Below are 21983 nucleotides of genomic sequence, written 5' to 3' on the forward strand. Positions count from 1 at the left end.
TGTAGCACCATTATCTTTTCGAGAGCTAATATTTAACGGCCCGCCATTCTGTTGAATTTTCGACTCAATTTTTCTCTCATTTAGGTCATAGCGAGTTTGAGTAATTCTTGTGTAGAAGAAAAATCCATTACTTGCAGTGAAGTTGGCCCGATACCCAGCTGAAGACTGGTTAATTGATCAGAAATCGACTGCTTGAAACGTTCATCAGTAGTATCAAGATCATAGCTGTAGTTCACGCTATTATAAGCACGTGCGATCCCAATCCCGGCCATAACAAAAGGCTCAACTGTCAGGTAAGTCCATTCGTCCATGAAAGGATTTTTGGTTTTCATATCAAATAAAAATCCCAATTGTTGTGAGGCCGTAGCACCCCAAACCTGGCCGGTTTTTTTTGTATATGCGAATTCGGCATCATCATCTTCAGGTCCACCGTTAAGAACTTGCGAAAAAAGTGTTCCTAAATAATAGGCCTCAACAAGTGTGGTAGTAGTTATCTGATTACCCAAGTAAATTGATCCACCAAGCCCGAGACGAGCACCCCAAAGATCATTTTTCGTGGCGGCGAAATTCTTCTTCACCCCTGTAAAGGTATCGAAGTCCGCTCCATATCTCATTCCCTCAAATCCAAAAGTGGTCAGCCAATGACTCTTACGAGGATTGAATTTCAATTTATCATAGGGATTTTCAGTCGTAAGAACCGCCAGGTCCTTTTCAGCGAAGGCAGAAACAGAGAAAACACAGAGAATGGCGAGTAATAATTTATTCATAGAATAATTATGGCTCGCCATTTCTGAAAGTCAAAATGAATTGTTTTAAGCTCGGTTCACCGAAATGACTTCTTCCATCTGCTCGATGCTCGAGATTGTCTTAAGAAGCTCTGAGTAATCCTTCACTTCGATCTCGAAAATGAAGTTACCCTTTTGATCCGGCATCGATCGGGCAATCGCCGAACGAATATTGATGCCAGCGTTGTTAATTGACTTAGAGATTTTTGAAAGAATCCCCGGCTTATCGTGGGTCGTAACCTTAATGTTAACTGGGTGGCTGAACGTATAATGCTTGTTCCACTCAACATGGATCTGGCGACTCTTTTCGATGTCTACAATTCGTCCGCAACCAATTGTGTGAACTGTGATACCACGGCCACGAGTAATGATACCTGTGATCGGGTCACCTGGAATTGGATTACAACAACGGCCCATCTTCACCATGATGTCATCAAGACCATCAACAATAACGGCGTTGTCATTACTGGTACTCTTGCGGGCAGTTTTAGCAACTTTCTTATAATAGCTTTCAAGTTCCTTATCATCTTCCTTGAAATCGAGTTCATCTGTTTCGGTGAACGCGATAGAAGGAATGGCAACCAGCACATCTTTAATTGGAAGGTGATTTGAACCAATGTTAACGAAAAGCTCTTCAAGCGTTTTGTAGTGGTTCTTTTCAAGGATTGGTTTGAACTCACCTTTTTTATCCAGGGCCTTAATCGAAGTTTCAAACTTCTTCAGGGCCTTCTCAAGAACATCTTCACCAAGGGTACGATGTTCATCACGCTCGACCTTCATGAGATACTGACGAATCTTCGTGATGGCACGAGAAGTCTTACAGATCTTTAACCAGTCTTTCGACGGAGTCTGAGTTTTGGATGTGAGAATTTCAACTGTGTCACCAGACTTAAGACGGTACTTAAGTGGAACCATCTTACCATTTACTTTTGCACCTACGGTCTTGTTACCGACTTCAGTGTGAACGGCATAAGCGAAGTCCAGCGGAGTCGCTCCGTAGCGAAGTTCTTTTACGTCTCCAGTTGGAGTGAAAATGAATACTCCACCAACATCCAGATCGTTTTTCACAACGTCCATGAACTCAGAAGAGTTCTGAACGTTCTGGTTAAACTCCATGAGTTCTTCGACCCACTTCAGTTTATTTACACCTTCGCCTTTATTTCTTTCTTTATACTTCCAGTGAGCGGCCACCCCGCGCTCAGCAACTTCATGCATTTCAAACGTACGAATTTGAATTTCGATACGCTCGGCCTTGGGTCCAATTACCGTCGTGTGAAGCGACTGATAGTTGTTCACCTTAGGAATGGCAATGTAGTCTTTGAAACGTCCAGGAACTGGCGTAAATGCTGAGTGAATAATACCCAGACACTTGTAACATTCAGTGATGTTATTAACGAGAATACGGAAAGCGAGCAAGTCTTGAATCTGCTCAAAATCCACTCCACGCTGCTGCATCTTTTTATAAATTGAAAAGAAGTGCTTCGGACGACCAGTAACTTCACCAGTTACCGAGTACTCGAGCATCTTTTCTTCAATCAGATTATGCGTCTCAGTGATATACGCTTCGCGCTCGCGCTTTTTCATCGCGATTTTTTCAGCGAGACGATAATAGATATCAGGATGAATATAACGGAGACATAAATCTTCTAGATCTGCTTTAACCGAGTTAATACCCAGACGAGAGGCCAGTGGAACATAGATATCCAAAGTCTCTTGCGCTTTCGCCTGCTGCTTCTCCTTCGTCATATACTGAAGGGTACGCATGTTGTGCATTCTGTCTGCGAGCTTCACGATAATTACGCGAAGATCCTGGGCCATTGCCACAACCATCTTACGAAAGTTTTCTGCTTGAGATTCTTCTTTGGTTTTAAATTTAATTTTAGAGATCTTCGTACAACCCACAACAATTTGGGCCACACTCTGACCGAACATCTTGGCGATGTCTTCCGGAGAAACATCACAATCCTCAACAGTATCGTGAAGCAGACCGGCCATGATGGAATCAAGGTCCATTTTAAGTTTAATCAAAGTCGCCGCTACGTTAAGCGGGTGAATGATATAAGGTTCACCAGAAGAACGCTTCACCCCAGAGTGCATTTTATCTGCAAACTCAAAGCACTTACGAAGGATCGTCAGATCAGCTTCAGGCAAAAGCACTTCCGCACGTTTGACGAGTTCATCAATCGTAAGGTTTGCTTCATGGGAGAAATCAATTCTTTCTGCGAACATAGTTAACTCAAAATCTTTTCAACGACTGCTTTCAGCTTTTCATATGCGCTGTCCACATTATCGTTAAGGATCAAATGATCGTATTTGTGTTTGTTTTTAAGTTCTTCACGGGCGTTCTTAATTCTTTCCTGAATCACATGAAGAGCATCAGTTCCGCGAGCAATAAGTCGCTTCTCTAATTCCTCTACTGAAGGTGGTTCAATGAAAATCACCTGAGCGTCCGCTCCGTAGATGCGTTTCATGGCATCGGCACCTTGCACGTCCAGATCGAAGAGCATTTTATGTCCCTTCTGAATCCCTTCGCTCACAAAGCGCTTTGAAGTTCCGTAATAGTTTGAATGAACTTTCGCCCATTCAATAAATTCATCATCGGCAATTTGCTTCTCAAAGCTCTCGACTTTGATGAAGAAATAATCTTTTCCGTGCGTCTCCCCTGTTCTCATAGGACGAGTCGTGCATGAAACTGACCACACAAGGTCAGGGATATCGGCCTTTAGCCTATTTAATAATGTAGATTTACCCGTACCCGATGGGGCACAGATCACAATCATTCTTGAGGACATGATTATTCCAAATTTAGGGCCTGCTCTCTAATCTTCTCTAATTGTACTTTCATCTCGACTACATTTGTCGAAATTTCAGGAACGGCAGATTTTGATCCCATGGTATTGGTCTCACGACCAAGTTCCTGAAGAAGGAAGTCGATTTGACGACCGATTTCGCCAGAGGATTTGAGGACTGATTTAAGTTTAACGACGTGGATTCTTGCCCGATTGATTTCCTCGTCTATTTCTAATTTCTCTAGGTAGTACACTACTTCCTGAAGGAAGCGTGACTCATCGATTTTGATGTCTTTCAGTTTCTCATTAAGCTTTGCTGTAAGCTTCTCTTTCATCATGTCAGGGAACTCTTGCTTCATTGCCTCGATTTTAGCGAGACATGCCTCATAAATAGCAAGGTGCTCAAGAAGTTTATCAACGAGCTTCTTCCCCTCGCCCGCACGAGAAATTTTAAGGGCCTTGATGGCATCTTCAAATGAGGCCATGACAAGCGGCTCAAGCTCAGTTTCCTTTGACTCGTCTTCGTCTTTGTAAAAGTCAGAACGAAGAAATTCAGTAGGACTAACTTGTAGAGGAACGTTGTTCTTTTCGAAAACTGGTTTCATAAGCGACAAGTAAGCTTCCACTTTTTTTGAGTCGACTTGAAATTCAGTCACTGCTCTTTCTGTGCGTTTATAAGTAACAGAGATATCGAAGCTTCCACGACGAAATTCGCTTTCTAGTTTCGAACGAAGATCCAATTCTACAGAGTTAAATAGTGAACTCATGCGGAATTTGAAATCCTTGAAACGATTATTTACCGTTTTGATTTCTGTCGTGATGGAATAGTTCTGCCCTTGAGCTTCACCTTTCCCGAATCCTGTCATCGAATAAACGCTCATGATTAACCTTCCGACTGATCAATAGTAAGAGTTAAGTTACCCATCTGACGGAACTTCTCAAAACGCTTCTGCATAACCACATCAAGGTCTTCTTTCTTAAGACCTTCAAGGCTTGCAAGAATCGCATCTTTTACCATCGCAACAGCACGATCAGGATGACGGTGAGCTCCACCTGCCGGCTCTTTAATAATGGCATCGATCACTTTAAGTTCGATCGCCTTATTTGGAGAAAGCTGAAGTGAGTTAGCAGCAGTCTCTGCCATCTTTGGATCTGACCAAAGAATTGAAGCACATGATTCCGGAGAAATTACTGAGTAAACAGAGTACTCCATCATGAATACTTTATCTGCCACAGCGATACCAAGAGCACCACCAGATCCACCTTCACCAATTACGATAGAGATGATTGGGGCCTTGATGTTGAACATTTCTTCAAGGTTCTCAGCGATCGCAAGTGCTTGTCCGCGCTCTTCAGCACCGATTCCAGGGTATGCACCTGGAGTATCAACGAAAGTCACAACAGGAATGCTGAACTGAGACGCCATCTGCATTACGCGGATTGCTTTTCTATAACCTTCAGGATTTGCCATCCCGAAATTACGCTTAATTTTTTCCTGAGTTTTACGACCTTTCTCAATTCCGATTACGGCAACTTTCTTGCCATCGATATAACCGAAACCAGCAATCATTGATGGATCATCTGAGAAACGACGGTCGCCATGAACTTCATGGAAATCAGTTACGATTTTTTCGATGTAATCAATCGCGTGAGGACGCGCTGGGTGACGAGAAAGCTGAGTTCTCTGCCACGGAGAAAGTTTTGTATAAATATCTTCCAGCATGCGATCGACTTTCGCTTGAAGCGCTTCGATCTCATGAGAAATATCGATGTTCTGGTGTGAGGCCTGTTTTAATTCTCTGATCTGATTTTCGAGCTCGGAAACCGGACGTTCAAATTCTAAAGTAAAATCCATCAAAACCCTCGGGGTTCTAAGTTGATAATTGAGACTTAAAGTAATGGGTTAAATTACCCTGTCCGAGGGGAAAATGCACGAATTTCCTGTTGCGTGAATGACCTAACTCATTGAATTCTAGTCACTACAACGCAATGCCGACAGCTAAATTCAAGTACTTTTCTCTCTCCACCGAAAAGAGGCCTATGAAAAACCATCTACGCTTCTTAACGGGCCTCTTATTTCTCGCGCCGAACTTCGTCTCAGCGAAATGTAATACGGGTGCCATTGAGTTCAGAAACGAGACCGGATTTGGAATTTCCATCGGTGGTAAAAACTCGTCGAGTTTTGAGCAACAACAAAGCATCAACATCCCGATGACCATAAATGGCGAGGCCGCTTGTTATCGAAAGAAGACCTCACTCAAATTTAATACAGAAGAAAACAAGAAAGGAAGTTTCAGAGATATTCTGATTACTCCCATGGACATTGAATTTGAAAACGTGCCTGATGCCCACATCAAGCAATATATCTTTGTCGAAACTGATCCGACCAATAAGGCCCTGACAAAATTTCATTCCATGAGATTTATCTGCTCGGGAAACATTCCCCTTTCAGTCGAAGCAGTCAGTGACAAGTATCTTAAAATTCTAACAGACGAGCGGGCCTCGGTTCATGTTTCTACTGTTTTTGCCACAGGTGCAGCGGCACAAAATCTGAATGTCGGTAAGAAAGAAAAAAGCAATAACCAAGAGACTTTTGATTTCTTCGTGAAGCTTTATAAAAACAAGACTCAGCGTTCGTTGGAAGAAGCACCCAAATGTGAATACAACATCCCTAGTGTCTTTTCTGAGACCACTATCACGGCCCTGACTGATGTACATAGAGAGATCGCCTCAAACTACACGACGATGGAAACAAAAGTTGTGAATGGTTGTACGAAAGATTTTTCAGGGGCCATGGCCAACTATCAATTAGAGAATTTCAAAGACAATGAATCTTTGAAAGACTTCAAAGTGAAGAAGAAGGCCTTCTCGAAAAAAATTCTGATGGAGTGGAAGGAGTAATTACTCCCAGCCTTGGACTTGTCCACCTTCAAAATAAATGAACTTTTGTCCATTTTTCACTCGGTAAAGCCAACGCTCATTTTCATATGTGGGATTACCGGCGATTTCAATTCGCAGTGGTTTTCCCCAACTTTCCACAACTTCATTTTTAGACATTCCAAGTAAGATGTCCTGACCACGAACTGCAAAAGCACGTTCACGCTCTGAAGTCATTTCTACTTTTTCTTCTTCTAAGAAACCACGAGAGGCCAGATAATCACGGCGCTCACGAGGAGGAAGCTCAAGGAAATAAATTCGTTCAGAAACAGTTCCGAATTTATGCTGATACTTCTGATAGAGTTCATCTTCTGATTGAGAGCTTTCGAGTTCACGCAACTCTTGCCTTAAAGAACGTTTGCGATTTTCTTCTGCAATATCTCCCAAGGAAGCGGGTGTCCTGGCCCTGGTCTCTTCTTCTGTGTTCCAGAAACGACCCGAATCTCCACCCACAACTGGAAAGTCATCACGAGGATTGAAGAAGCGCGAGTCATCGCTTTCCATCTCAGTAAGATAGGAGCGGCCCGTATATAAATCTGCACAGCTTGTTAAAAGAAATAGTGAGAGAATGAGAGAACGACGCTTCATAAAACCATCCTTGTTTTACGTCATTCCACTCTTCGGAAGTTCCTTACAGTCACGTAAGATCCAAGAGTTAGAGAGGAAGAAAGTTCCTATTCCTGAGCGAAATGCTTTTAACTCATTATTACTGATAAACGTCCGACAAGATTACTGATGGGCCTTATAGAGAAAATTGAGAACCTAATTAACATGTTGCTGATCAAGCTGAGCGAGCTTATATACAAGTTCGTTCCCGCTCCGATCAAGCGTGTGATTGAAAAAATTCAGTCATGGTTTTCTTTTCTTGGCGAGCAATTCAAGTTGCTTCCTTCGTATGCCAAAACTTTTATTCTTTTCCTCATAGCAAAAGTTAAAAGCACTCTTGCCTCAATTGATTTCAAAGCGATCTTTGCTGACAGTTATAAAAAAGCACTCGCTCAATACAAAGAGAAGTCTTCAGGGAAGTCCGGCAAGCTTAAAACAGTTTTCATGGCCCCGTTTCTAGTTGTAGGACAATGGCTTCAAGGTCTGACGACTTCGCAATCAATGCTTCTTTTGGCCTTCACTTCTGCATCTATTCTTTCAGTTATCGGAATTGGTTTCTCGGGAAACCGTCTTGCCAGTCATCATATGGAAAGCGACCGTGCTCCTGCGAGTGTTGAAGAAGAGATTCCTTATGACCGCCCTGGTTACTACAAAAAGCAAACCAGGCACTTTGAAATTAATAATTTAAGACTTCCGGTTTATGTGGCACAGGTGAATGAAATTCGTTCTGTGGACATTGATTTTACAGCAACTACATCCAACCGAAATGCACGTATGTTCTTGGAAAAGAAAGAATTCCAGTTACGAGATCATTTAATTATTCAAATTGAGCCTTCCGTGGCCTCATTCCCCCTTGAAGAAGAAGGTAAAGAAATTATCAGAAGAAAGCTTCTGGTCGAAATCAATGACTTTCTTAAGTTACACAACATTGAAGGTGAGATCACTGAACTTAAGATCACCTACGTTCTTGCCAATTAGACCTTCCCCACAATTGTTCTCACAGTTTTCTCAGTTAATTGAAGCTTCCTAGCCGTCATGGCAACATTTCCTTCACACATGGAAAGGGCCTTCTTTACATAATCTTCTTTCAAATCTCTCAGGGGCACTAGTTCTTCCATTGAAGAGAAACTCATGAGATCTGAACTTTGAAGGAGAAGCTCTTCATCCAGATGATCGAAATCAAGTTTAGCGTACCGACTAAGAATGCGTTTCTTATCCAGATGACCAAAAAGCTGGCGAAGGTTTCCGGGCCAGGCCAGTGTCTCATAAAAATCAGAAAGTCTCTGGGAGATGGTTACCCCGTTTTTAAGAGTATAGAACTGACAAGCATCTTTAATCCGTTTGATATCATTTCGAAGAGACTTTAACTCAATAGTGTGCCCGGCCTTAAGTCGAAAATAAAAATCCTTTCGAAATGTTCCGTGTTGGACCATCTTCTCTAGTGATTGTCCGGCAGCAAATATGACCCGAGTATTGATAGAGCTTTCTTTCACATCACCTACTCTCCGGAACTTGTTATTATCGATGAAAGTCAGAAGTTTGGTTTGAAGGTCCATCGGCAAAGAATCAACTTCATCTAAGAAAAGTGTTCCATGCTCGGCCGTCTTAAAGGCCCCAATTTTATCTGAAATTGCCCCGGTAAATGCGCCCTTTTTATGCCCGAACAACTCTGATTCAATTAACTGCGGATTATATGAAGATAAATTGATTGCCACAAATGAACCCTGCCTTCCACTCTTATCGTGAATTTTAGAAGCAAGATGACTCTTACCTGTACCGGTTTCACCCAAGATCAAAATCTTCAAATTTGAAGAGATTAAATTTTGTTCCATCAAAACCGGGTGCTCAAAATGACGGTTCAAAATTTCCTGCAAATCAAAGGGGTCAAAGTTCATTTTATTATCATCAATATAAACTTTGTCTTGTCTCTCAATATAGGCCTCTTTGGCGGCCAATCCATTTAGCCAAAAAGGATTTCCCTTGATTGTTTTCAACACAAATCTTCCATCTTCATCCTTATGATCCAGCTCCAATCTATAATGAAAATGCTGGATATCAGAGTTCGGTAATTCAACGTAACTCATGGATAAATTGTCGGGTCGATACTCTGACGAGATCAAATCAATGCAATGCCGATTTAAAGTAAATGCCTTTCGATGACCACGAGAGGGAAATATGCTGCAACTGTCTCCCAGCCTAACCCCTGCAAATTCTATTTGTTTCTTCATTAACTTACGTTGATACATACCCTCTCCCCTTAAAATTGAAGACGCTTGTGACCTTTTCTGCTAGGATGAGGAAAAAGAAAACCTGATATACGGAAAGAGCCAATGAACATTCAGAAAGGAAAAACCGAATTCCTTATGGGAATCGATACTGTTGAACAACTTCAGCAATGGCTGAATGAACACTCTTTCGCAAATGGAATTGCTTTTATCGGTCGTTCCAATGTTGGAAAATCTTCGCTGATTAATGCTCTTTTCGGAAAGACCACTGCTCGAGTTTCAAAAACTCCTGGTCGTACCCGTCAGGTGAACATTTTTGACTTCATCGTGCAAAACAAAGAGACCAAATCTCTTGAACACTTCTATCTTTTCGATGTTCCAGGTTACGGCCATGCGGATGTTTCAAAAGAGATGGCCCAAAACTGGCAGAACCTTTTAGATACCTTCTTCCAAATGTGCAGCGAGAAGATCCTTCTTCTTAACGTTCAAGACTGCCGTCACCCTGTCCAAGATAGCGATTTGCTTTTTCACGAATACATCAAAGCGTTCGACCTAGAGACCTACGTTCTCTTCAACAAAGTTGATAAGCTTAAAACTCAAAGTGAAAAGGCCCGTCTTAAAAACCTAATGCCTGACATTTATAATAAGTTTAAATGGGTCAAACAAATCCATTTTACCTCTGCAGAAAAGGGCGATGGCATCCCGGCAGTTGAACAGGCAATCATCACTTTTGTTAAGCGCAACAGTGATATGAAAGGTTTTAACTGACCGATTTGATCCTGGAAAAAAGGTATGCCTAGAGTATGGGCCCCTTCGGGGTTAAAATAGCCATACTATGTTGAAACTAGGTGAATCATTCCTCCTCAGCATTGAGGACGAAATCAAAATTAATCAAATCTTCGCTGAACTCAAAGAGAAGTATAAGGACTACAAAGATCCGTGGGGATTCAATCTCGAGCTTTGTGAAAAGACCTTGAAAAAGATTGTTCCTTTTTATCGTTCCTACTTCAAAGTCAGAGTATTTGGCGCTGAGAATGTTAAAGATCAATCTTACATTGTGACCTCGAATCACACTGGTCAATTACCACTCGATGCCATTCTCATTACGATTGCATTTCTTTTAGATGTTGCCCCACCACGCGTTCTGCGTGCCATGGTGGAAAGATTTATGGCCCAGCTACCTTTCATTGGAGACTTCGCCGCTCAAACCGGATCAATCTTAGGTGATCGTGCGAATTGTGCTTACTTGATTGAGCATGGAGAATCTATTCTTGTTTTTCCGGAAGGTGTTCGGGGGATTTCAAAGAACACTCCAGATTATTATAAGCTTCGCAGTTTTTCTGAGGGCTTTTATCGAATCGCTCTTCAAAAGAAGACACCAATTCTCCCCGTATGTGTAATTGGTGCTGAAGAGATGTTTCCTTTTGTGTTTCACTCAAAGAGATTGGCACGTTTATTAAAAGTACCTGCTCTTCCCCTTACGGCAAACCTCTTCCCTCTTCCTTCGCCAATCGATATTTATATTGGAAAAGAAATTCCTATTCCAGCACATCTCGAGCATGAGGCATCGGACAAGGAAATAAAAGAAAATGTTTTCCACATCGAAAACACAATTAAGCGCATGCTGATCCACGGTCTAAAACATAGAAGGCCGTTTTTTGATACAGTTAGAAAACCGATCTCAAAGTTTGTGATCAAAGAATTCAGAAATAAAGGTGACCGATGAGTCAGAAGAAGAAAATCCTACTCATTGGAATTGCCGGTGGTCTGGCCCAAATGACAGCGAGACTCATTCTTACGGAACATCCGGATTGGGAAATCATCGGAATCGATTCTCGAGATGTTTCTAATGTACCGGTGCTGAATAATTTAACACCCATCAATTTAAAATACTCTCGCGGTAATTTTGAGAACCTATTTCGAACTCATCACTTTGATGTGGTTTATCACTTGGGCCGCATCAGTCATTCTTCTAACGAGCACAATGTACTTGCGAAAAGAATTGATCTCTCCGTGATGGGAACAAATCGCATTTTGGAATTGTGCGAACGTTCAGGAGTAAAGAAAGTTGTCATCCTTTCTACTTTCCATGTTTATGGTGCCCTTCCAGACAATTCAATTTTCTTGAAAGAAGACGCTCCTTTGAGAGCGAGCATTCGTCATCCAGAACTTCGCGACGTGATCGAGATGGATCAAATCTGCACTAACTGGATGTGGAAAAATCAAAATAGTATTTCGACTGTTGTTCTTCGTCCCTGCAATATCATTGGAACTCAAATTCAAAACGCCATGACGAAGTTCTTGTCTGGTCCGGTTGCTTTAAGCCCGATCGATTACAATCCGTTCTTTCAGTTTATTCACGAATTCGATATGGCCCATATCCTTTATCGTGCACTCGAATCTCTTCCTACTGGAACCTACAATGTTGCGGGAAGTGACTTCATTTCTTTAAGAGATGCCTTGAATGAAGTTGGTACTAAAGGAATTCCATTTCCTATGGTTCTTGCTGGAGGCCTCAACAGCGCTTTGAAGAAGCTGAATATCGAAGTTCCAGAGTACCTACTCGATTACTTGAAGTTTTCATGCCTCATTTCCAATAAAGAGCTGGAGAAGCATTTAGGTCCCAAATTCCTGAGATTTTCAATCAAAGAGGCTTTAGAGCTCATTAAGCTTCGTTAGTTTTCAAGTACTTAACTTTATTAAAAAGGGCTTAATCAGAATTGTCGAAATACCGATAATTATTAAGATGAAGCTCCTATCACAGGCCCTAATTTGGCTCGCAGTTATCAATCTTTCCGGTTGTGGAAAGATCACTGCTTCATTGACTGGTGGAGCACTGACCAGTTCTGCTCAAGTCTTCCCTATTGGTAACAAATTAAAAACTCCGCTCTTAAAAGATGCGACGATTATGGCGGATCAAAATGGCCAGATCGTTTTGACCGATACAGCTAATAATCAAATGTTGGTCATTACTGAGGATGGTCAATTAACTAGTACCATCACAGGCACTGGAAATTTGATTGGACTCTCACTCGATTTATCAGGCTTAAGTTTGATTGCCTTTGATAAAACAACCTCGTCCATAAAGCGATATACTGCCGCTGGAGCAAATACTCAGACCTTCGGTTCGGCCGGCTCGCCAGTCACTATCAATTATCAACCAATGGGAGTAGAAGAGGCCGCTGGTTATTATTACGTCTCCGATCAGTTGAACAACAAAATTCACAAATACGATTCACACGGTATTTACATGACGAGCTTTGGGACTGGTGTTCAAGGTTCGGCCAATGGCCAATTTTATCTTCCGAGAAGTTTGAAAGTAGACATCGCAGGTAACATCTACATCGCTGACATGCTTAATAGTCGCGTCCAGAAGTTTAATGCTGCCGGTTTGCATATACTCTCTTTCGGTAGCTACGGCTCAGGTAACGGCCAATTTGTTGAGCCTGTTAGCGTAGAAGTGGATGAAGGGAATGGAAATATCTATGTAACCGATTCTGGGAACGACCGCATTCAGGTTTTTGATTCTACCGGTACCTATGTTTCTCAATTTGGAGCAAGCGGTTCGGCCAATGGTCAATTAGACCTTCCCACTGGTATTCATTTTTCACCAACTTCAATTTTTGTGGCAGATGCAAATAACGGAAGAGTTCAAGAATTTGATTACTCTTGGGTACATCAAGCAAACTATGGAGCTCCAGGAACTGGTAACGGCCAGTTTTCATTCCCAGTTGAAGTGGCAACTGATGGATTAAATAACGTCTACGTCTCTGATTATAATAATTCCAACGTGCAAGTCTTTGATGAATTCGGAGCCTTCCAATATTCAGTTGGAGGAGATGGAACGAATCCGGATCAGATGAATGAAACCGGTGGTGTTGATCTCGACCCACTTGGAAACATCTATGCTGCGGATGTTGGGAATGGTGAAGTCAAAAAATTTAACTCTTCTGGAGTCATTAAATATTTCGAACGTCCTCATACAGATCAGGCCACCGGCAAATTTTTGAATGCCTCCGATACCTGGGTTGATGGAGCAGGAAATATTTACGTCTTAGATAAAGGAAACTACCGCGTTCAAATCTTCGATTCGGCCGGTGTTTATCAAAAACGTTTTGGCCGCCAGGGAACTCTCGACTCTCAATTCTCAAATCCAAAATCTATTGCCGTCGATGGTTCTGGAAACATCTATGTAACCGATGGCAACAGAGTGAAAAAATTTGATCCAGATGGTGAGCCGATCCTTGCTTGGGGTACGACTGGTTCTGCCAATGGAGAATTTAATGGCGCTGGCGACATCATGATTGATGCCTCTGGAAATGTCTGGGTTGCAGACGAGAATAACGGACGAGTACAAAAATTTGATACTTCCGGAAACTTCATCAATAAAGTTGGAGATTCAGGCTTCGCCAATGAACGTCTGAGTAAACCGACTTCTATCACTCTCGGTTATGGAAATGTCATGCATGTTTTCGATTCTACTAAACTTGAAATTTTTACTTTCGGTACGGTTGATTATGGTCTCGAAAGAAAGATTCAAAGCTTAAACAAGCAAGATGGCTCACTCTCTGGTCCGAATGGAGTTGCTTTTGATTCGACCGGCAACATCTACGTCGCTGATACTGACAACCATCGTATTCAAAAATTCAATTCAAGTGGAGTTCATGTCCAGGATATTGGCTCGTTTGGAAGTGGTGACGGAGAATTCAATAAACCGTCAGATATTGCCATAAACTCAAATGACGAAATTATTGTGATAGATGCTGTTAACAATCGTGTTCAACGCCTATCAACTGATGGGACCTTTATTGGCAAGTTTGGTACGGCAGGAACTGGTAATGGAGAATTTGATTTGCCCCTTCAGCTGGAGATAGATGCCAGCGATAATATTTACGTTGCCGATACCTACAATCACCGCGTTCAAAAATTTGATAGCTCGGGAACATACCTTTCTCAATTTGGAGGCTGGGGTTCAGCGAATGGCGATCTTAAAGAGCCAGGTGGTATTGCATTTGATGCTCTTGGAAATGTCTACGTTGCTGACTCAGGAAACAAACGAGTTCAGAAATTTGATTCTACCGGAGCTTACGTCGATCAATTTGCACCAGCAAGTTTTGAAGAAATCACTGACGTCGCCGTGGATTCATCCGGAAACATTTACGTTACAGACTCGGCCAATATCAATGTCCAAAAGTTCAACTCGAGCTTTGCTCCGGTCCTCTCATTCGGAACTCCAGGCACGAATTATAATCAATTTGGTAAACCGGTACGTGTGGATGTGGACGCCAGCGGAAATGTCTATGTCGTCGACACTGGAATGGCCCGCGTTCTAAAATTTAGCTCTACTGGCACTCCTCTCACGAAATAATTCGCCTTTCCTGCGCCGCATCTCATTGACACAAAAGACCCCAATCAATAGAATCGTTAGTCTGTGTGGCTTCCTGACGGAATGGTAGACGTAGCGGATTCAAAATCCGCCGTTGGCAACAACGTCCGAGTTCGAGTCTCGGGGGAGCCACCACTTAAAAATGAAATAAGAAGGACCTGCAAAGGTCCTTTTTTATTTTCTGCTATCTAGGCAACTTCATGGCCAGCTCAAAAACTTCTGATGAAATTTCTGCATCTGTCACGGACATGGGAATATTCCACAGGGGAACCTGACTTAGAATTTTATTTAAGCACATTGCTCTGATCGAAGTAGCTATCTCTTGATCCACGGCACACTTCTTAAAGAAATTCATAGCATCTAATCTTTTTTTGGGTTCCCTTTCCGCTTCATCATAAACTTTACCGATGAGCCCTCCACCTTCAAGTATGATCTCCGGAGTGTGATGAACTTCTTCTGCTGTTAAGTTTTTCAAATCACCCATGGTTGGAAGTTTTTTTAAATGACGGTCCAACTCATCTTGAAAATCAGATTGATCATCATTAACAACCGGTTTTGTCTCATCTACTCCAAGGTCGATGGGTTTTGACTGCACTGAAAGAGAGCTATGATTTACCTGCCCATCAATTTTTTCAGTTGTCCCCGACATCGATTTCAAAACGATGATGGATACAAAAATCAAAGTTATGATAATTAGTTTCTTTCTCATTATTTTCTTAGAGAAGCATTCATCAGTTTGGATGTTTCTTCCACCGATGCTTCTTTGAAACTTCCTTCTGGTTTCGGATCCATCGCTTTTGCAAACGCTGGAGTTTTCAGTTCTTTAAGTTGATCTTCGCTTTCCTTTTTCTTTGCTCTCATCCGTTCTAATTCTTGAACATAAGCTGGCACCGGATTTTTGGCGAGGTAGCCAACATAAAAATCTATCACTTGTTGATAAGTAGCAATTTCGGCCAACAGTTCTGCTTCAGTTTTAACATGGGATCTCACTATCACTCGGCCATAAGCATCCGCAATCGCGGCAGTCAGTTTGCCTTTATCTTCATTTGAACAAGTTTTACAATTCAGTAACATTGTCTTAGTCGCCACTGCCTCAAGTGAATAAGAACCGTTACTATAAGGCTCGCAGGCCTCTAAGCCGGACAATACGTGTCCTGAAGGACAAGGGGCGTGAATAAAGCCAATATGCTCAGAGTGACCGTCTCCATGACGGGCCTCATGGAAAATCGTTCCAAGTCTTTTAATGGTATTTGCTTCAGAGAGTGGCTCTTTATTGACGAGTAGTCTTTCCAGGAAAAGTCCTTCACCTACCTGAATAATACCGGCACGTGGAGAGGTAGCGTAAACGGTCCCATCATCGAGGCGTAGTCCCATTAAAGTTTTCTCTTTTTTACCAGCGACATAAAGCTCGGCCGCCATGTTGTACATAATCATCACGCCCCAGAATTGAGCGTTCCCATTGGCTACCGAGGGAGGCAGAGGGGTCGAAGGAAAGACATGTCCCTTCTGTTTAACAATGTTCTTCCCTCTTGGGTCATAGGATTGTCCGAGGACATATTTCACACGGTTGTAAATCCAGTTATACATGTTAGGCCCATCTACTTTTGAGAGATTAGCCATGGTTTTAAACTGGGGATCAGTCTCATTAATTGGATTTTTGTAAAGATAAGAGATGTCTTGTTTAAGGGTCCTGACTTGTGAAGCAGGTAGAGAAGAATGAAAATCAATGCCACCAAATTTTTCCCCCGCTGTTGCAGCAAAAGATAGGGTCAGAACACATGCTATTAAGGCGACTCTTCTCATAACTATTCCTCAGTATTCGTTATGCTTTCAATTTAACAGATACCGCCATACCGAGATTAATTTAAACTTAAGGTCAGTAATTTATTCATAATCATTGATTAAATTTGATTTTTTTGAGTGATAAAGATCATTAACTAACAGTTAACTATAATGAAAATCATTTCACTTTTTATTAACTATCCCCTCGGATAGCTTTTAAGCAACCAACAAAAGGGGTTTAAATGAAGTTTTTTATCACATTTCTATTATTTATCAGTCAGGCCCAGGCCATGGAGATCTACCTCCTGGACACCAAAATCAACAATACGGTCTTTAAGGACCTCATGATCGTGAATTCCATCAAAACTCCCAAGCTCGAAGGGACTGTCACCGTTCCCGGCCAATTCACCACTAAAATGCTGACGGTAAAGCACGATCGAAAGCTCATCACTTTTGATATTTCCACCATCGAGAATGGCTCCCCTCTTAAGGCAAGCTATCAGTTGAGATCAGTTAACGATTTTCAAAATCTCGATGGCGAACTCACCATCGAAAACCAGCGCTATTCAATTGTTGGGAAGAGGATTTATGCAGAATAAAATCTTTGAAGGAATTGCAAGTCATCGCTCTATTAGAAAATATAAGGACCAAGAAGTCTCAGATGATATCATTCACCAGATCGCTGAGACCGCCATGAATGCATCCTCATCCGGGAACATGCAGAGTTACAGCATAATCGTGACCAAAGATAAAAAACTTCGAAAGAAACTTTATCCTCTGCATTTTAAACAAAGCATGGTCTTAGATGCTCCTGTCTTGATTACCTTCTGCGCGGACTTTAATCGTATGCGAAAGTGGGTAAGACAGAATCGGGCCCCAATGAACTTTGATAATTATATGAGCTTTATGATCGCAAGCATTGATGCAACCTTGGTAGCTCAGAACTTTGCCCTCTTGGCGGAATCTGTTGGTCTTGGAATTTGTTTCATGGGCACTACTCTCGCTAATGCTCATGAGATAGGACGGGTCTTAAATTGTCCTGCCAATGTAGTGCCGGTGGTGGGCTTTTCATTGGGATATCCAGACGAAGCACCTGAAGTGAGAAAGCGCCTTCCCCTTTCAGGTGTGATTCATCAGGAGAAATACCAGGACTACACACCAGAACAAGTTGGTGAGATTTATCAAGAGCGAGAAACACTCGGGATGAAACGCTATTCAGAAGTGCCTGAGTTAAAAAAGATGATGAAAAAACATCGTGCCACAAACTTGGCAGAGGTATATACGAAAGTAAAATATACCAGAGAGTCTCACATTACCTACTCGCAAAATGTGCTTACCTATTTAAGTGAACAGAACTTTATGAATCACTCGTAGTTAAAGAGATCTCTTTCTTCTTCAATGGTGAAGTTAGGTACATCAGGGAATCCTTCGCCATTAAAGATTTCTTCCGCCATTTGAGCGAACTCGATGGTGTGAGTATCTGCTTCTTGGTGTAGAAAGAGAAAGGTTTCCTGAAGTCCCATTTGCGCCCAAGAATTTAATCTCTCTGCCCAATCATACAATCGAATCTCATCACTTGGATCAAGATCATTTCCAATCAGACGGATCATGGTCCAGGGCGCGGAGACTGAACTATGAAGCACATCTCTTCTCCCTGCCACATCTGTAATCACCAGACCTATGTTCTTTTTATTAAGATAATCAGTAAGGGCCGGAAGAATTTTACCATTTTCAAACCAGCTAGGATGACGAAGCTCCAACGAGAGCCTAAAGTCACTGGGCCAATTCTCTAAAAATTTGAATAAGAGAACCTTATCGGTATAAGAAAACTGTTCGTGAAACTGCACAAAGCAAGGTCCAAGATTCTTTCCATAGTACGGAAGTGTGTCCAACCAGGAATTGAGAAGTGGTTTATCCACCATGCCAACTCTGTTATGTGAAATATCTTTGAAGAGCTTTGGGCAAAAGAGGAAATCCTCAGGAACCTGCGAGGTCCATTCTTTGACAGTCGCTTCATCTGGAATACGATAATGAGTGGTATTGAGCTCAATGCTGTTAAAGTTTCGGGAATAGTAATAAAGAAACTTTTCCGGTGGAGTCTTAGCTGGATAGATCTTCCCTACCCAATGCTTATTTCCCCAGGCAGGAGAGCCGAAGTATAGCTTATGATCTTTCTGGGCCGTTAATAAACGACCAGCATTCTTGGGATCATCTGAAGGCATGTGCCAGTCAACTAATGAGATATCTTCTAATTTACCGAATTCCATAGATTCGATAGTAAAATGATCGAATTGAAAATTCCATCACAAGTTGCTATGCTGGGAGAACGGCAATGGAGTCTGCCTTATAACCGCCCTAGTGCTAATGACTCCTACTAAACGAGACTTGCTCATAGTAGGAGGATGTATGGATATTTTATTAGTTGGTTTAGCAGGAAGCTTAGGTGCCATTGGCCGTTATCTCATTTATCAAATTGAACGTTCTTTTCCCCCACACAATTTTCCTTTCGCCACACTATTCATAAACCTGGTTGGATGTTTTATTGCCGGTCTCGTTCTAGGTTTTGCAACAAAAGCACTTCCCCATCAAAAGCATCACTTCATGCTATTTTCGATTGGCTTTGTAGGATCATTTACGACGTTTTCGACCTTGACAGTAGAAACGCTTCAACTCGCACAACATAGTTTTCCATTGGCGGCCATTGCCAATGTACTGTTGAATTTTATTTTAGGAGTTCTACTGGTGTGGATCGGACAATCGATCACGATTTAGATGATTTCAAGGGTAGACGATCCTATAGACCCGAGTACCAGTCATATCCACGCTCGGCCCAGTAATCAGGTGGTCTTGAGTCCGAGAAAAATATCCGGCCTATGCGTTTTAAGCTCTTAATACCGTATTTAATGGGAATAATGAGTCGAATGGGCGCTCCGTTTTCAAGAGACAGTGGTGCCTCGTTCATTTCATAGGCCAGAACGGTTTGTTCATGCATCATGGATTCCATATCAATGGAAACATAATATTTACCATCAGGTGTCTCTAGGCCAACATATTGGTAGTAAGTGCCGTCGGCTTTTTTCCCCAAATCATAATACTTCATGAAATCTGAAAACCTTGCCCCAGCATAATGGGTCTCCTCACTCCATCCTTCGATACAGCGAAAGTCAGTGGAGTAACTGGACTTTGAAATGAGATGAAACATTCCCAAAGGCAATTTTAGTTCTTTATTTCCACTCTCCACAGTTACGACATAATTTTTAAGATCGACTGGCGACTCGAGGCCCAGCATTCCGTTGACTCTGGGAGCTTTGCCTTTAGGTGGTTTAGGTTTCTTGACTGACATCCGTCTGGCGGAAGAAAGAATCGACCACACCTTTTCATTCCACATAAAAGAATGGCGAAGCGCAGATGGGGCCCCATCTATTTTAGGACCTTTTTGAATATAGTTAAAGGTCGTAAAAAAACCTACAACTAAAACAAGACCAACAATGAGTGAAATCAAAAGTCTTTTATTCAATCTCATACCCCGCAATCATTGATCTAAGGTTGTTCCATCCTGCTCGTAAAACTTGAATGACATGAATGATAAAAAAGAAAACAAATCCCAGCATTAATATGAAATGAAGAAATCGCGCGAATGGATAACCTCCCAGCAAAGCTGTGAGCCATCCGACTTGAACCGGTTTATAAATCGCAAGTCCTGTAAGAAGGGAACCAAGCCCCATGAGTATGACCATGAAGTAAGCAACTCTTTGAGCGGCATTATACTTACCTCTGATAGGAGGAGCATGCGAACGCAGCTTCAAATCATGCAACACCACCGGAATGACTTCTCTAAATGACTGACGATCAGGAAATAGAAATTTCCAATCTCCACTTAGAGCCAAATAGACAACATAAACGATGCCATTCAAAGCGAAGGGCCACATAATAAAAAAATGCCATCCCATTCCCTCTGCTAATCGATGATCAATTCCTAATTGTTCTGCCACATTCTCTGGCACAACAATGTAGGCCTGATGGGCCCAATAGATTAAAATTCCACTCCAGATCATGAGGAATAAAAAGAAGAAATTAAACCAATGGCATATTCGTAAAATACGAGAATGTTTTTCAATAAACTTCATTCACTCCTCCGAGGAGTATCCTCTTAAAAGCAAGAAGTTAGGGAAAGGCGCATGGATTCATATTCCTTTCACAATCTATGACTAAGATCAGCTTGTGAAAACGAAACGAGGAGTGTTTATGAATTCACATATTTTAACAATCGCGTCTTCAACTGGGGGACCAGAAGCTTTAAGAGCGTTATTGTCACAATTCGGCGAAAATATTCCGCCAATTCTAATCGTGCAGCATATGCCAGTGGGCTTCACAAAGATGCTGGCCAATGGATTAAACAAAGTAGTGCCATTCGAAGTAAAAGAAGCATGTCACGGAGATGAAATTCTTCCAGGAAGAGTTCTGATTGCACCTGCTGGATATCATATGGAAGTTGCTCAAGCCTTTCCATTTAACATCGTGATCCTTCATAAAGCAGATCCTCAACATGGTGTTCGACCTGCAGCAGACTATCTCTTTAATTCCGTTGCTAAACATTATGGTAAGAAGGCCATTGGAGTCATTCTTACAGGTATGGGCAAAGATGGTGCTAAGGGTCTGGAGATCATGAAAAGAAATGGAAGTTTTAATATTGCTCAAGATGAAGCAACCAGCATTGTTTACGGAATGCCAAAGGCGGCGGTGGACCTTGGGGCCATTGATGTCATTTTACCTTTGAATAAAATTGCGCAGAAGCTTAAAACTTTGAGAATTTGGCCGGAGAGAAAAGATGCTTTGGTACTTGGATAGAAAGGCCCAGAGAGTGACAAACTCTCCAGGCCAGATGGATTACTTTTTCTTCGCTGCTTTTTTGGCAACTTTCTTAGCTGGAGCTTTCTTAACTGCTTTCTTAGGAGCGGCCTTCTTAGCTGGAGCTTTCTTAACCGCTTTTTTAGGAGCAGCTTTCTTTGTAACTTTTTTAGCGGCTTTCTTAGCAGGAGCTTTCTTCGCTGCTTTTTTAGCAACTTTCTTTTCAGCTTTCTTAGCAGGTGCTTTCGCAGCAGCTTTTGGAGCTTCTTTTTTCGCAGGAGCGGCTTTCTTAGCTACTGGAGCTTTTGCAGCAGGAGCTTTCTTTTCAGCTTTAGCTTTAACTGGTTCTTCTTTCGGAAGATCCGGCTTATCTACAAGCTTCTGATACTCAACAAGCATTTCGTGGAAGAAATCCCAAGATTCTTCTGGCTTAAGAGTCGCAAGACGAGCTTTGTATTTTTCCCATAGGGCCAGGTCTTTATTCTTAAACTGACCTACTAGGTAGTGACACTTTTGAGTTAGATTTTCCTTATGATGATCAGAAATCTCTTTTGGAAACGTCATGGTAATTCCTCCATAAATAAATAGATATTATTAGGCTACCTATGACTTTGTCCGTTAGCAA

At 41.9% G+C, this 21983-nt stretch carries 23 protein-coding genes, 1 tRNA gene and 1 riboswitch; of the genes, 11 read left to right on the forward strand and 13 right to left on the reverse strand.

Annotation, left to right across the window (positions count from 1 at the left end):
• Positions 1-80: 80 nt before the first annotated feature.
• From SOO65_RS18930 to SOO65_RS18950, 5 genes are read right to left on the reverse strand one after another with little or no spacing between them, the layout of a single operon-like run.
• Positions 81-767: a hypothetical protein gene (locus tag SOO65_RS18930; protein ID WP_321394201.1), complete on the reverse strand. Its 687-nt coding sequence runs from the start codon at positions 765-767 to the stop codon at positions 81-83.
• 45 nt (positions 768-812) lie between these two features.
• Positions 813-3014 (reverse strand): RelA/SpoT family protein, encoded by a 2202-nt coding sequence (locus SOO65_RS18935; RefSeq protein ID WP_321394210.1) that lies wholly within the window; start codon positions 3012-3014, stop codon positions 813-815.
• A 2-nt stretch (positions 3015-3016) separates the two neighbouring features.
• Positions 3017-3577 (reverse strand): guanylate kinase, encoded by a 561-nt coding sequence (gene gmk / locus SOO65_RS18940; protein WP_321394212.1) that lies wholly within the window; start codon positions 3575-3577, stop codon positions 3017-3019.
• Positions 3578-3579: 2 nt separating this feature from the next.
• Complete coding sequence (locus SOO65_RS18945) at positions 3580-4455, reverse strand: YicC/YloC family endoribonuclease (protein WP_321394215.1); 876 nt, start codon at positions 4453-4455, stop codon at positions 3580-3582.
• Between the two features lie 2 nt (positions 4456-4457).
• Complete coding sequence (locus SOO65_RS18950) at positions 4458-5429, reverse strand: acetyl-CoA carboxylase carboxyltransferase subunit alpha (protein ID WP_321394218.1); 972 nt, start codon at positions 5427-5429, stop codon at positions 4458-4460.
• A 185-nt stretch (positions 5430-5614) separates the two neighbouring features.
• Between SOO65_RS18950 and SOO65_RS18955 the strand changes: the two genes are divergently transcribed.
• Positions 5615-6475: a hypothetical protein gene (locus SOO65_RS18955; RefSeq protein WP_321394221.1), complete on the forward strand. Its 861-nt coding sequence runs from the start codon at positions 5615-5617 to the stop codon at positions 6473-6475.
• On the opposite strand, the gene SOO65_RS18960 is transcribed toward SOO65_RS18955, so the two are convergent.
• Positions 6476-7099 (reverse strand): hypothetical protein, encoded by a 624-nt coding sequence (locus tag SOO65_RS18960; RefSeq protein WP_321394223.1) that lies wholly within the window; start codon positions 7097-7099, stop codon positions 6476-6478.
• A 183-nt stretch (positions 7100-7282) separates the two neighbouring features.
• Here SOO65_RS18960 and SOO65_RS18965 point away from each other — a divergent pair, with 183 nt between their 5' ends.
• Positions 7283-8095, forward strand: a complete 813-nt coding sequence (locus tag SOO65_RS18965; protein ID WP_321394229.1) for a hypothetical protein — start codon at positions 7283-7285, stop codon at positions 8093-8095.
• Here SOO65_RS18965 and SOO65_RS18970 read toward each other — a convergent pair.
• Positions 8092-9201, reverse strand: coding sequence for a sigma 54-interacting transcriptional regulator (locus SOO65_RS18970; protein ID WP_321394232.1), 1110 nt, complete (start codon positions 9199-9201; stop codon positions 8092-8094). The two genes, SOO65_RS18965 and SOO65_RS18970, sit on opposite strands and share 4 nt — an antisense overlap.
• 246 nt (positions 9202-9447) lie before the next feature.
• Here SOO65_RS18970 and yihA point away from each other — a divergent pair, with 246 nt between their 5' ends.
• From yihA to SOO65_RS18995, 5 genes are all read left to right on the forward strand, one after another.
• Complete coding sequence (gene yihA / locus SOO65_RS18975; protein WP_321394235.1) at positions 9448-10110, forward strand: ribosome biogenesis GTP-binding protein YihA/YsxC; 663 nt, start codon at positions 9448-9450, stop codon at positions 10108-10110.
• A 67-nt stretch (positions 10111-10177) separates the two neighbouring features.
• Complete coding sequence (locus SOO65_RS18980) at positions 10178-11068, forward strand: lysophospholipid acyltransferase family protein (protein ID WP_321394238.1); 891 nt, start codon at positions 10178-10180, stop codon at positions 11066-11068.
• Entirely contained in the window at positions 11065-12021 is a 957-nt protein-coding gene (locus tag SOO65_RS18985; protein WP_321394242.1) for an NAD-dependent epimerase/dehydratase family protein, read from the forward strand. Before SOO65_RS18980 ends, SOO65_RS18985 begins: the two co-directional genes overlap by 4 nt.
• A 67-nt stretch (positions 12022-12088) precedes the next feature.
• A complete protein-coding gene (locus SOO65_RS18990) occupies positions 12089-14710 on the forward strand; it encodes a 6-bladed beta-propeller (RefSeq protein ID WP_321394245.1) in 2622 nt (873 codons plus the stop codon).
• A gap of 67 nt (positions 14711-14777) precedes the next feature.
• Positions 14778-14863, forward strand: a tRNA-Leu gene (locus tag SOO65_RS18995).
• A 49-nt stretch (positions 14864-14912) separates the two neighbouring features.
• Here the strand turns inward: SOO65_RS18995 and SOO65_RS19000 are convergent.
• Positions 14913-15437 (reverse strand): hypothetical protein, encoded by a 525-nt coding sequence (locus tag SOO65_RS19000; protein ID WP_321394248.1) that lies wholly within the window; start codon positions 15435-15437, stop codon positions 14913-14915.
• Positions 15437-16531: a hypothetical protein gene (locus tag SOO65_RS19005; protein ID WP_321394251.1), complete on the reverse strand. Its 1095-nt coding sequence runs from the start codon at positions 16529-16531 to the stop codon at positions 15437-15439. Before SOO65_RS19005 ends, SOO65_RS19000 begins: the two co-directional genes overlap by 1 nt.
• A 221-nt stretch (positions 16532-16752) precedes the next feature.
• On the opposite strand from SOO65_RS19005, the gene SOO65_RS19010 reads away from it, so the two are divergent.
• Both SOO65_RS19010 and SOO65_RS19015 read left to right on the forward strand, forming a co-directional pair.
• Positions 16753-17109, forward strand: a complete 357-nt coding sequence (locus SOO65_RS19010) for a hypothetical protein (RefSeq protein WP_321394254.1) — start codon at positions 16753-16755, stop codon at positions 17107-17109.
• The gene (locus SOO65_RS19015) at positions 17099-17884 is read left to right on the forward strand and encodes a nitroreductase family protein (protein ID WP_321394259.1); all 786 of its coding nucleotides are present in this window, start codon (positions 17099-17101) and stop codon (positions 17882-17884) included. The genes SOO65_RS19010 and SOO65_RS19015 overlap by 11 nt, the downstream gene beginning before the upstream one ends.
• Here SOO65_RS19015 and SOO65_RS19020 read toward each other — a convergent pair.
• Positions 17875-18777, reverse strand: coding sequence for a DUF72 domain-containing protein (locus SOO65_RS19020; protein WP_321394262.1), 903 nt, complete (start codon positions 18775-18777; stop codon positions 17875-17877). The two genes, SOO65_RS19015 and SOO65_RS19020, sit on opposite strands and share 10 nt — an antisense overlap.
• A gap of 52 nt (positions 18778-18829) precedes the next feature.
• A riboswitch (Fluoride riboswitch) is annotated at positions 18830-18891 on the forward strand.
• Between the two features lie 25 nt (positions 18892-18916).
• Here SOO65_RS19020 and crcB point away from each other — a divergent pair.
• Positions 18917-19282 (forward strand): fluoride efflux transporter CrcB, encoded by a 366-nt coding sequence (gene crcB, locus SOO65_RS19025; RefSeq protein WP_321394264.1) that lies wholly within the window; start codon positions 18917-18919, stop codon positions 19280-19282.
• A 22-nt stretch (positions 19283-19304) separates the two neighbouring features.
• Here crcB and SOO65_RS19030 read toward each other — a convergent pair whose 3' ends face one another.
• Both SOO65_RS19030 and SOO65_RS19035 read right to left on the reverse strand, forming a co-directional pair.
• Positions 19305-20033, reverse strand: coding sequence for a molybdopterin-dependent oxidoreductase (locus SOO65_RS19030; protein WP_321394268.1), 729 nt, complete (start codon positions 20031-20033; stop codon positions 19305-19307).
• Positions 20020-20637: a cytochrome b/b6 domain-containing protein gene (locus SOO65_RS19035; RefSeq protein WP_321394274.1), complete on the reverse strand. Its 618-nt coding sequence runs from the start codon at positions 20635-20637 to the stop codon at positions 20020-20022. The genes SOO65_RS19030 and SOO65_RS19035 overlap by 14 nt, the downstream gene beginning before the upstream one ends.
• A gap of 118 nt (positions 20638-20755) precedes the next feature.
• Here SOO65_RS19035 and SOO65_RS19040 point away from each other — a divergent pair, with 118 nt between their 5' ends.
• Complete coding sequence (locus SOO65_RS19040; RefSeq protein ID WP_321394278.1) at positions 20756-21358, forward strand: CheB methylesterase domain-containing protein; 603 nt, start codon at positions 20756-20758, stop codon at positions 21356-21358.
• 39 nt (positions 21359-21397) lie between these two features.
• On the opposite strand, the gene SOO65_RS19045 is transcribed toward SOO65_RS19040, so the two are convergent.
• Positions 21398-21922: a hypothetical protein gene (locus SOO65_RS19045; RefSeq protein WP_321394283.1), complete on the reverse strand. Its 525-nt coding sequence runs from the start codon at positions 21920-21922 to the stop codon at positions 21398-21400.
• Positions 21923-21983: the final 61 nt, after the last annotated feature.

Origin of the sequence: Peredibacter starrii (genome assembly GCF_034259205.1) — a bacterium.
In the GTDB taxonomy this organism is placed as follows: Bacteria; Bdellovibrionota; Bacteriovoracia; order Bacteriovoracales; family Bacteriovoracaceae; genus Peredibacter; species Peredibacter starrii.

Excerpts from the sequence above, each read along its gene's own strand:
- SOO65_RS18930 (WP_321394201.1), bottom strand. The coding sequence starts at position 767 with ATGAATAAATTATTACTCGCCATTCTCTGTGTTTTCTCTGTTTCTGCC.
- SOO65_RS18935 (WP_321394210.1), bottom strand. The coding sequence starts at position 3,014 with ATGTTCGCAGAAAGAATTGATTTCTCCCATGAAGCAAACCTTACGATT.
- gmk (WP_321394212.1), bottom strand. The coding sequence starts at position 3,577 with ATGTCCTCAAGAATGATTGTGATCTGTGCCCCATCGGGTACGGGTAAA.
- SOO65_RS18945 (WP_321394215.1), bottom strand. The coding sequence starts at position 4,455 with ATGAGCGTTTATTCGATGACAGGATTCGGGAAAGGTGAAGCTCAAGGG.
- SOO65_RS18950 (WP_321394218.1), bottom strand. The coding sequence starts at position 5,429 with ATGGATTTTACTTTAGAATTTGAACGTCCGGTTTCCGAGCTCGAAAAT.
- SOO65_RS18955 (WP_321394221.1), top strand. The coding sequence starts at position 5,615 with ATGAAAAACCATCTACGCTTCTTAACGGGCCTCTTATTTCTCGCGCCG.
- SOO65_RS18960 (WP_321394223.1), bottom strand. The coding sequence starts at position 7,099 with ATGAAGCGTCGTTCTCTCATTCTCTCACTATTTCTTTTAACAAGCTGT.
- SOO65_RS18965 (WP_321394229.1), top strand. The coding sequence starts at position 7,283 with ATGTTGCTGATCAAGCTGAGCGAGCTTATATACAAGTTCGTTCCCGCT.
- SOO65_RS18970 (WP_321394232.1), bottom strand. The coding sequence starts at position 9,201 with ATGAGTTACGTTGAATTACCGAACTCTGATATCCAGCATTTTCATTAT.
- yihA (WP_321394235.1), top strand. The coding sequence starts at position 9,448 with ATGAACATTCAGAAAGGAAAAACCGAATTCCTTATGGGAATCGATACT.
- SOO65_RS18980 (WP_321394238.1), top strand. The coding sequence starts at position 10,178 with ATGTTGAAACTAGGTGAATCATTCCTCCTCAGCATTGAGGACGAAATC.
- SOO65_RS18985 (WP_321394242.1), top strand. The coding sequence starts at position 11,065 with ATGAGTCAGAAGAAGAAAATCCTACTCATTGGAATTGCCGGTGGTCTG.
- SOO65_RS18990 (WP_321394245.1), top strand. The coding sequence starts at position 12,089 with ATGAAGCTCCTATCACAGGCCCTAATTTGGCTCGCAGTTATCAATCTT.
- SOO65_RS19000 (WP_321394248.1), bottom strand. The coding sequence starts at position 15,437 with ATGAGAAAGAAACTAATTATCATAACTTTGATTTTTGTATCCATCATC.
- SOO65_RS19005 (WP_321394251.1), bottom strand. The coding sequence starts at position 16,531 with ATGAGAAGAGTCGCCTTAATAGCATGTGTTCTGACCCTATCTTTTGCT.
- SOO65_RS19010 (WP_321394254.1), top strand. The coding sequence starts at position 16,753 with ATGAAGTTTTTTATCACATTTCTATTATTTATCAGTCAGGCCCAGGCC.
- SOO65_RS19015 (WP_321394259.1), top strand. The coding sequence starts at position 17,099 with ATGCAGAATAAAATCTTTGAAGGAATTGCAAGTCATCGCTCTATTAGA.
- SOO65_RS19020 (WP_321394262.1), bottom strand. The coding sequence starts at position 18,777 with ATGGAATTCGGTAAATTAGAAGATATCTCATTAGTTGACTGGCACATG.
- crcB (WP_321394264.1), top strand. The coding sequence starts at position 18,917 with ATGGATATTTTATTAGTTGGTTTAGCAGGAAGCTTAGGTGCCATTGGC.
- SOO65_RS19030 (WP_321394268.1), bottom strand. The coding sequence starts at position 20,033 with ATGAGATTGAATAAAAGACTTTTGATTTCACTCATTGTTGGTCTTGTT.
- SOO65_RS19035 (WP_321394274.1), bottom strand. The coding sequence starts at position 20,637 with ATGAAGTTTATTGAAAAACATTCTCGTATTTTACGAATATGCCATTGG.
- SOO65_RS19040 (WP_321394278.1), top strand. The coding sequence starts at position 20,756 with ATGAATTCACATATTTTAACAATCGCGTCTTCAACTGGGGGACCAGAA.
- SOO65_RS19045 (WP_321394283.1), bottom strand. The coding sequence starts at position 21,922 with ATGACGTTTCCAAAAGAGATTTCTGATCATCATAAGGAAAATCTAACT.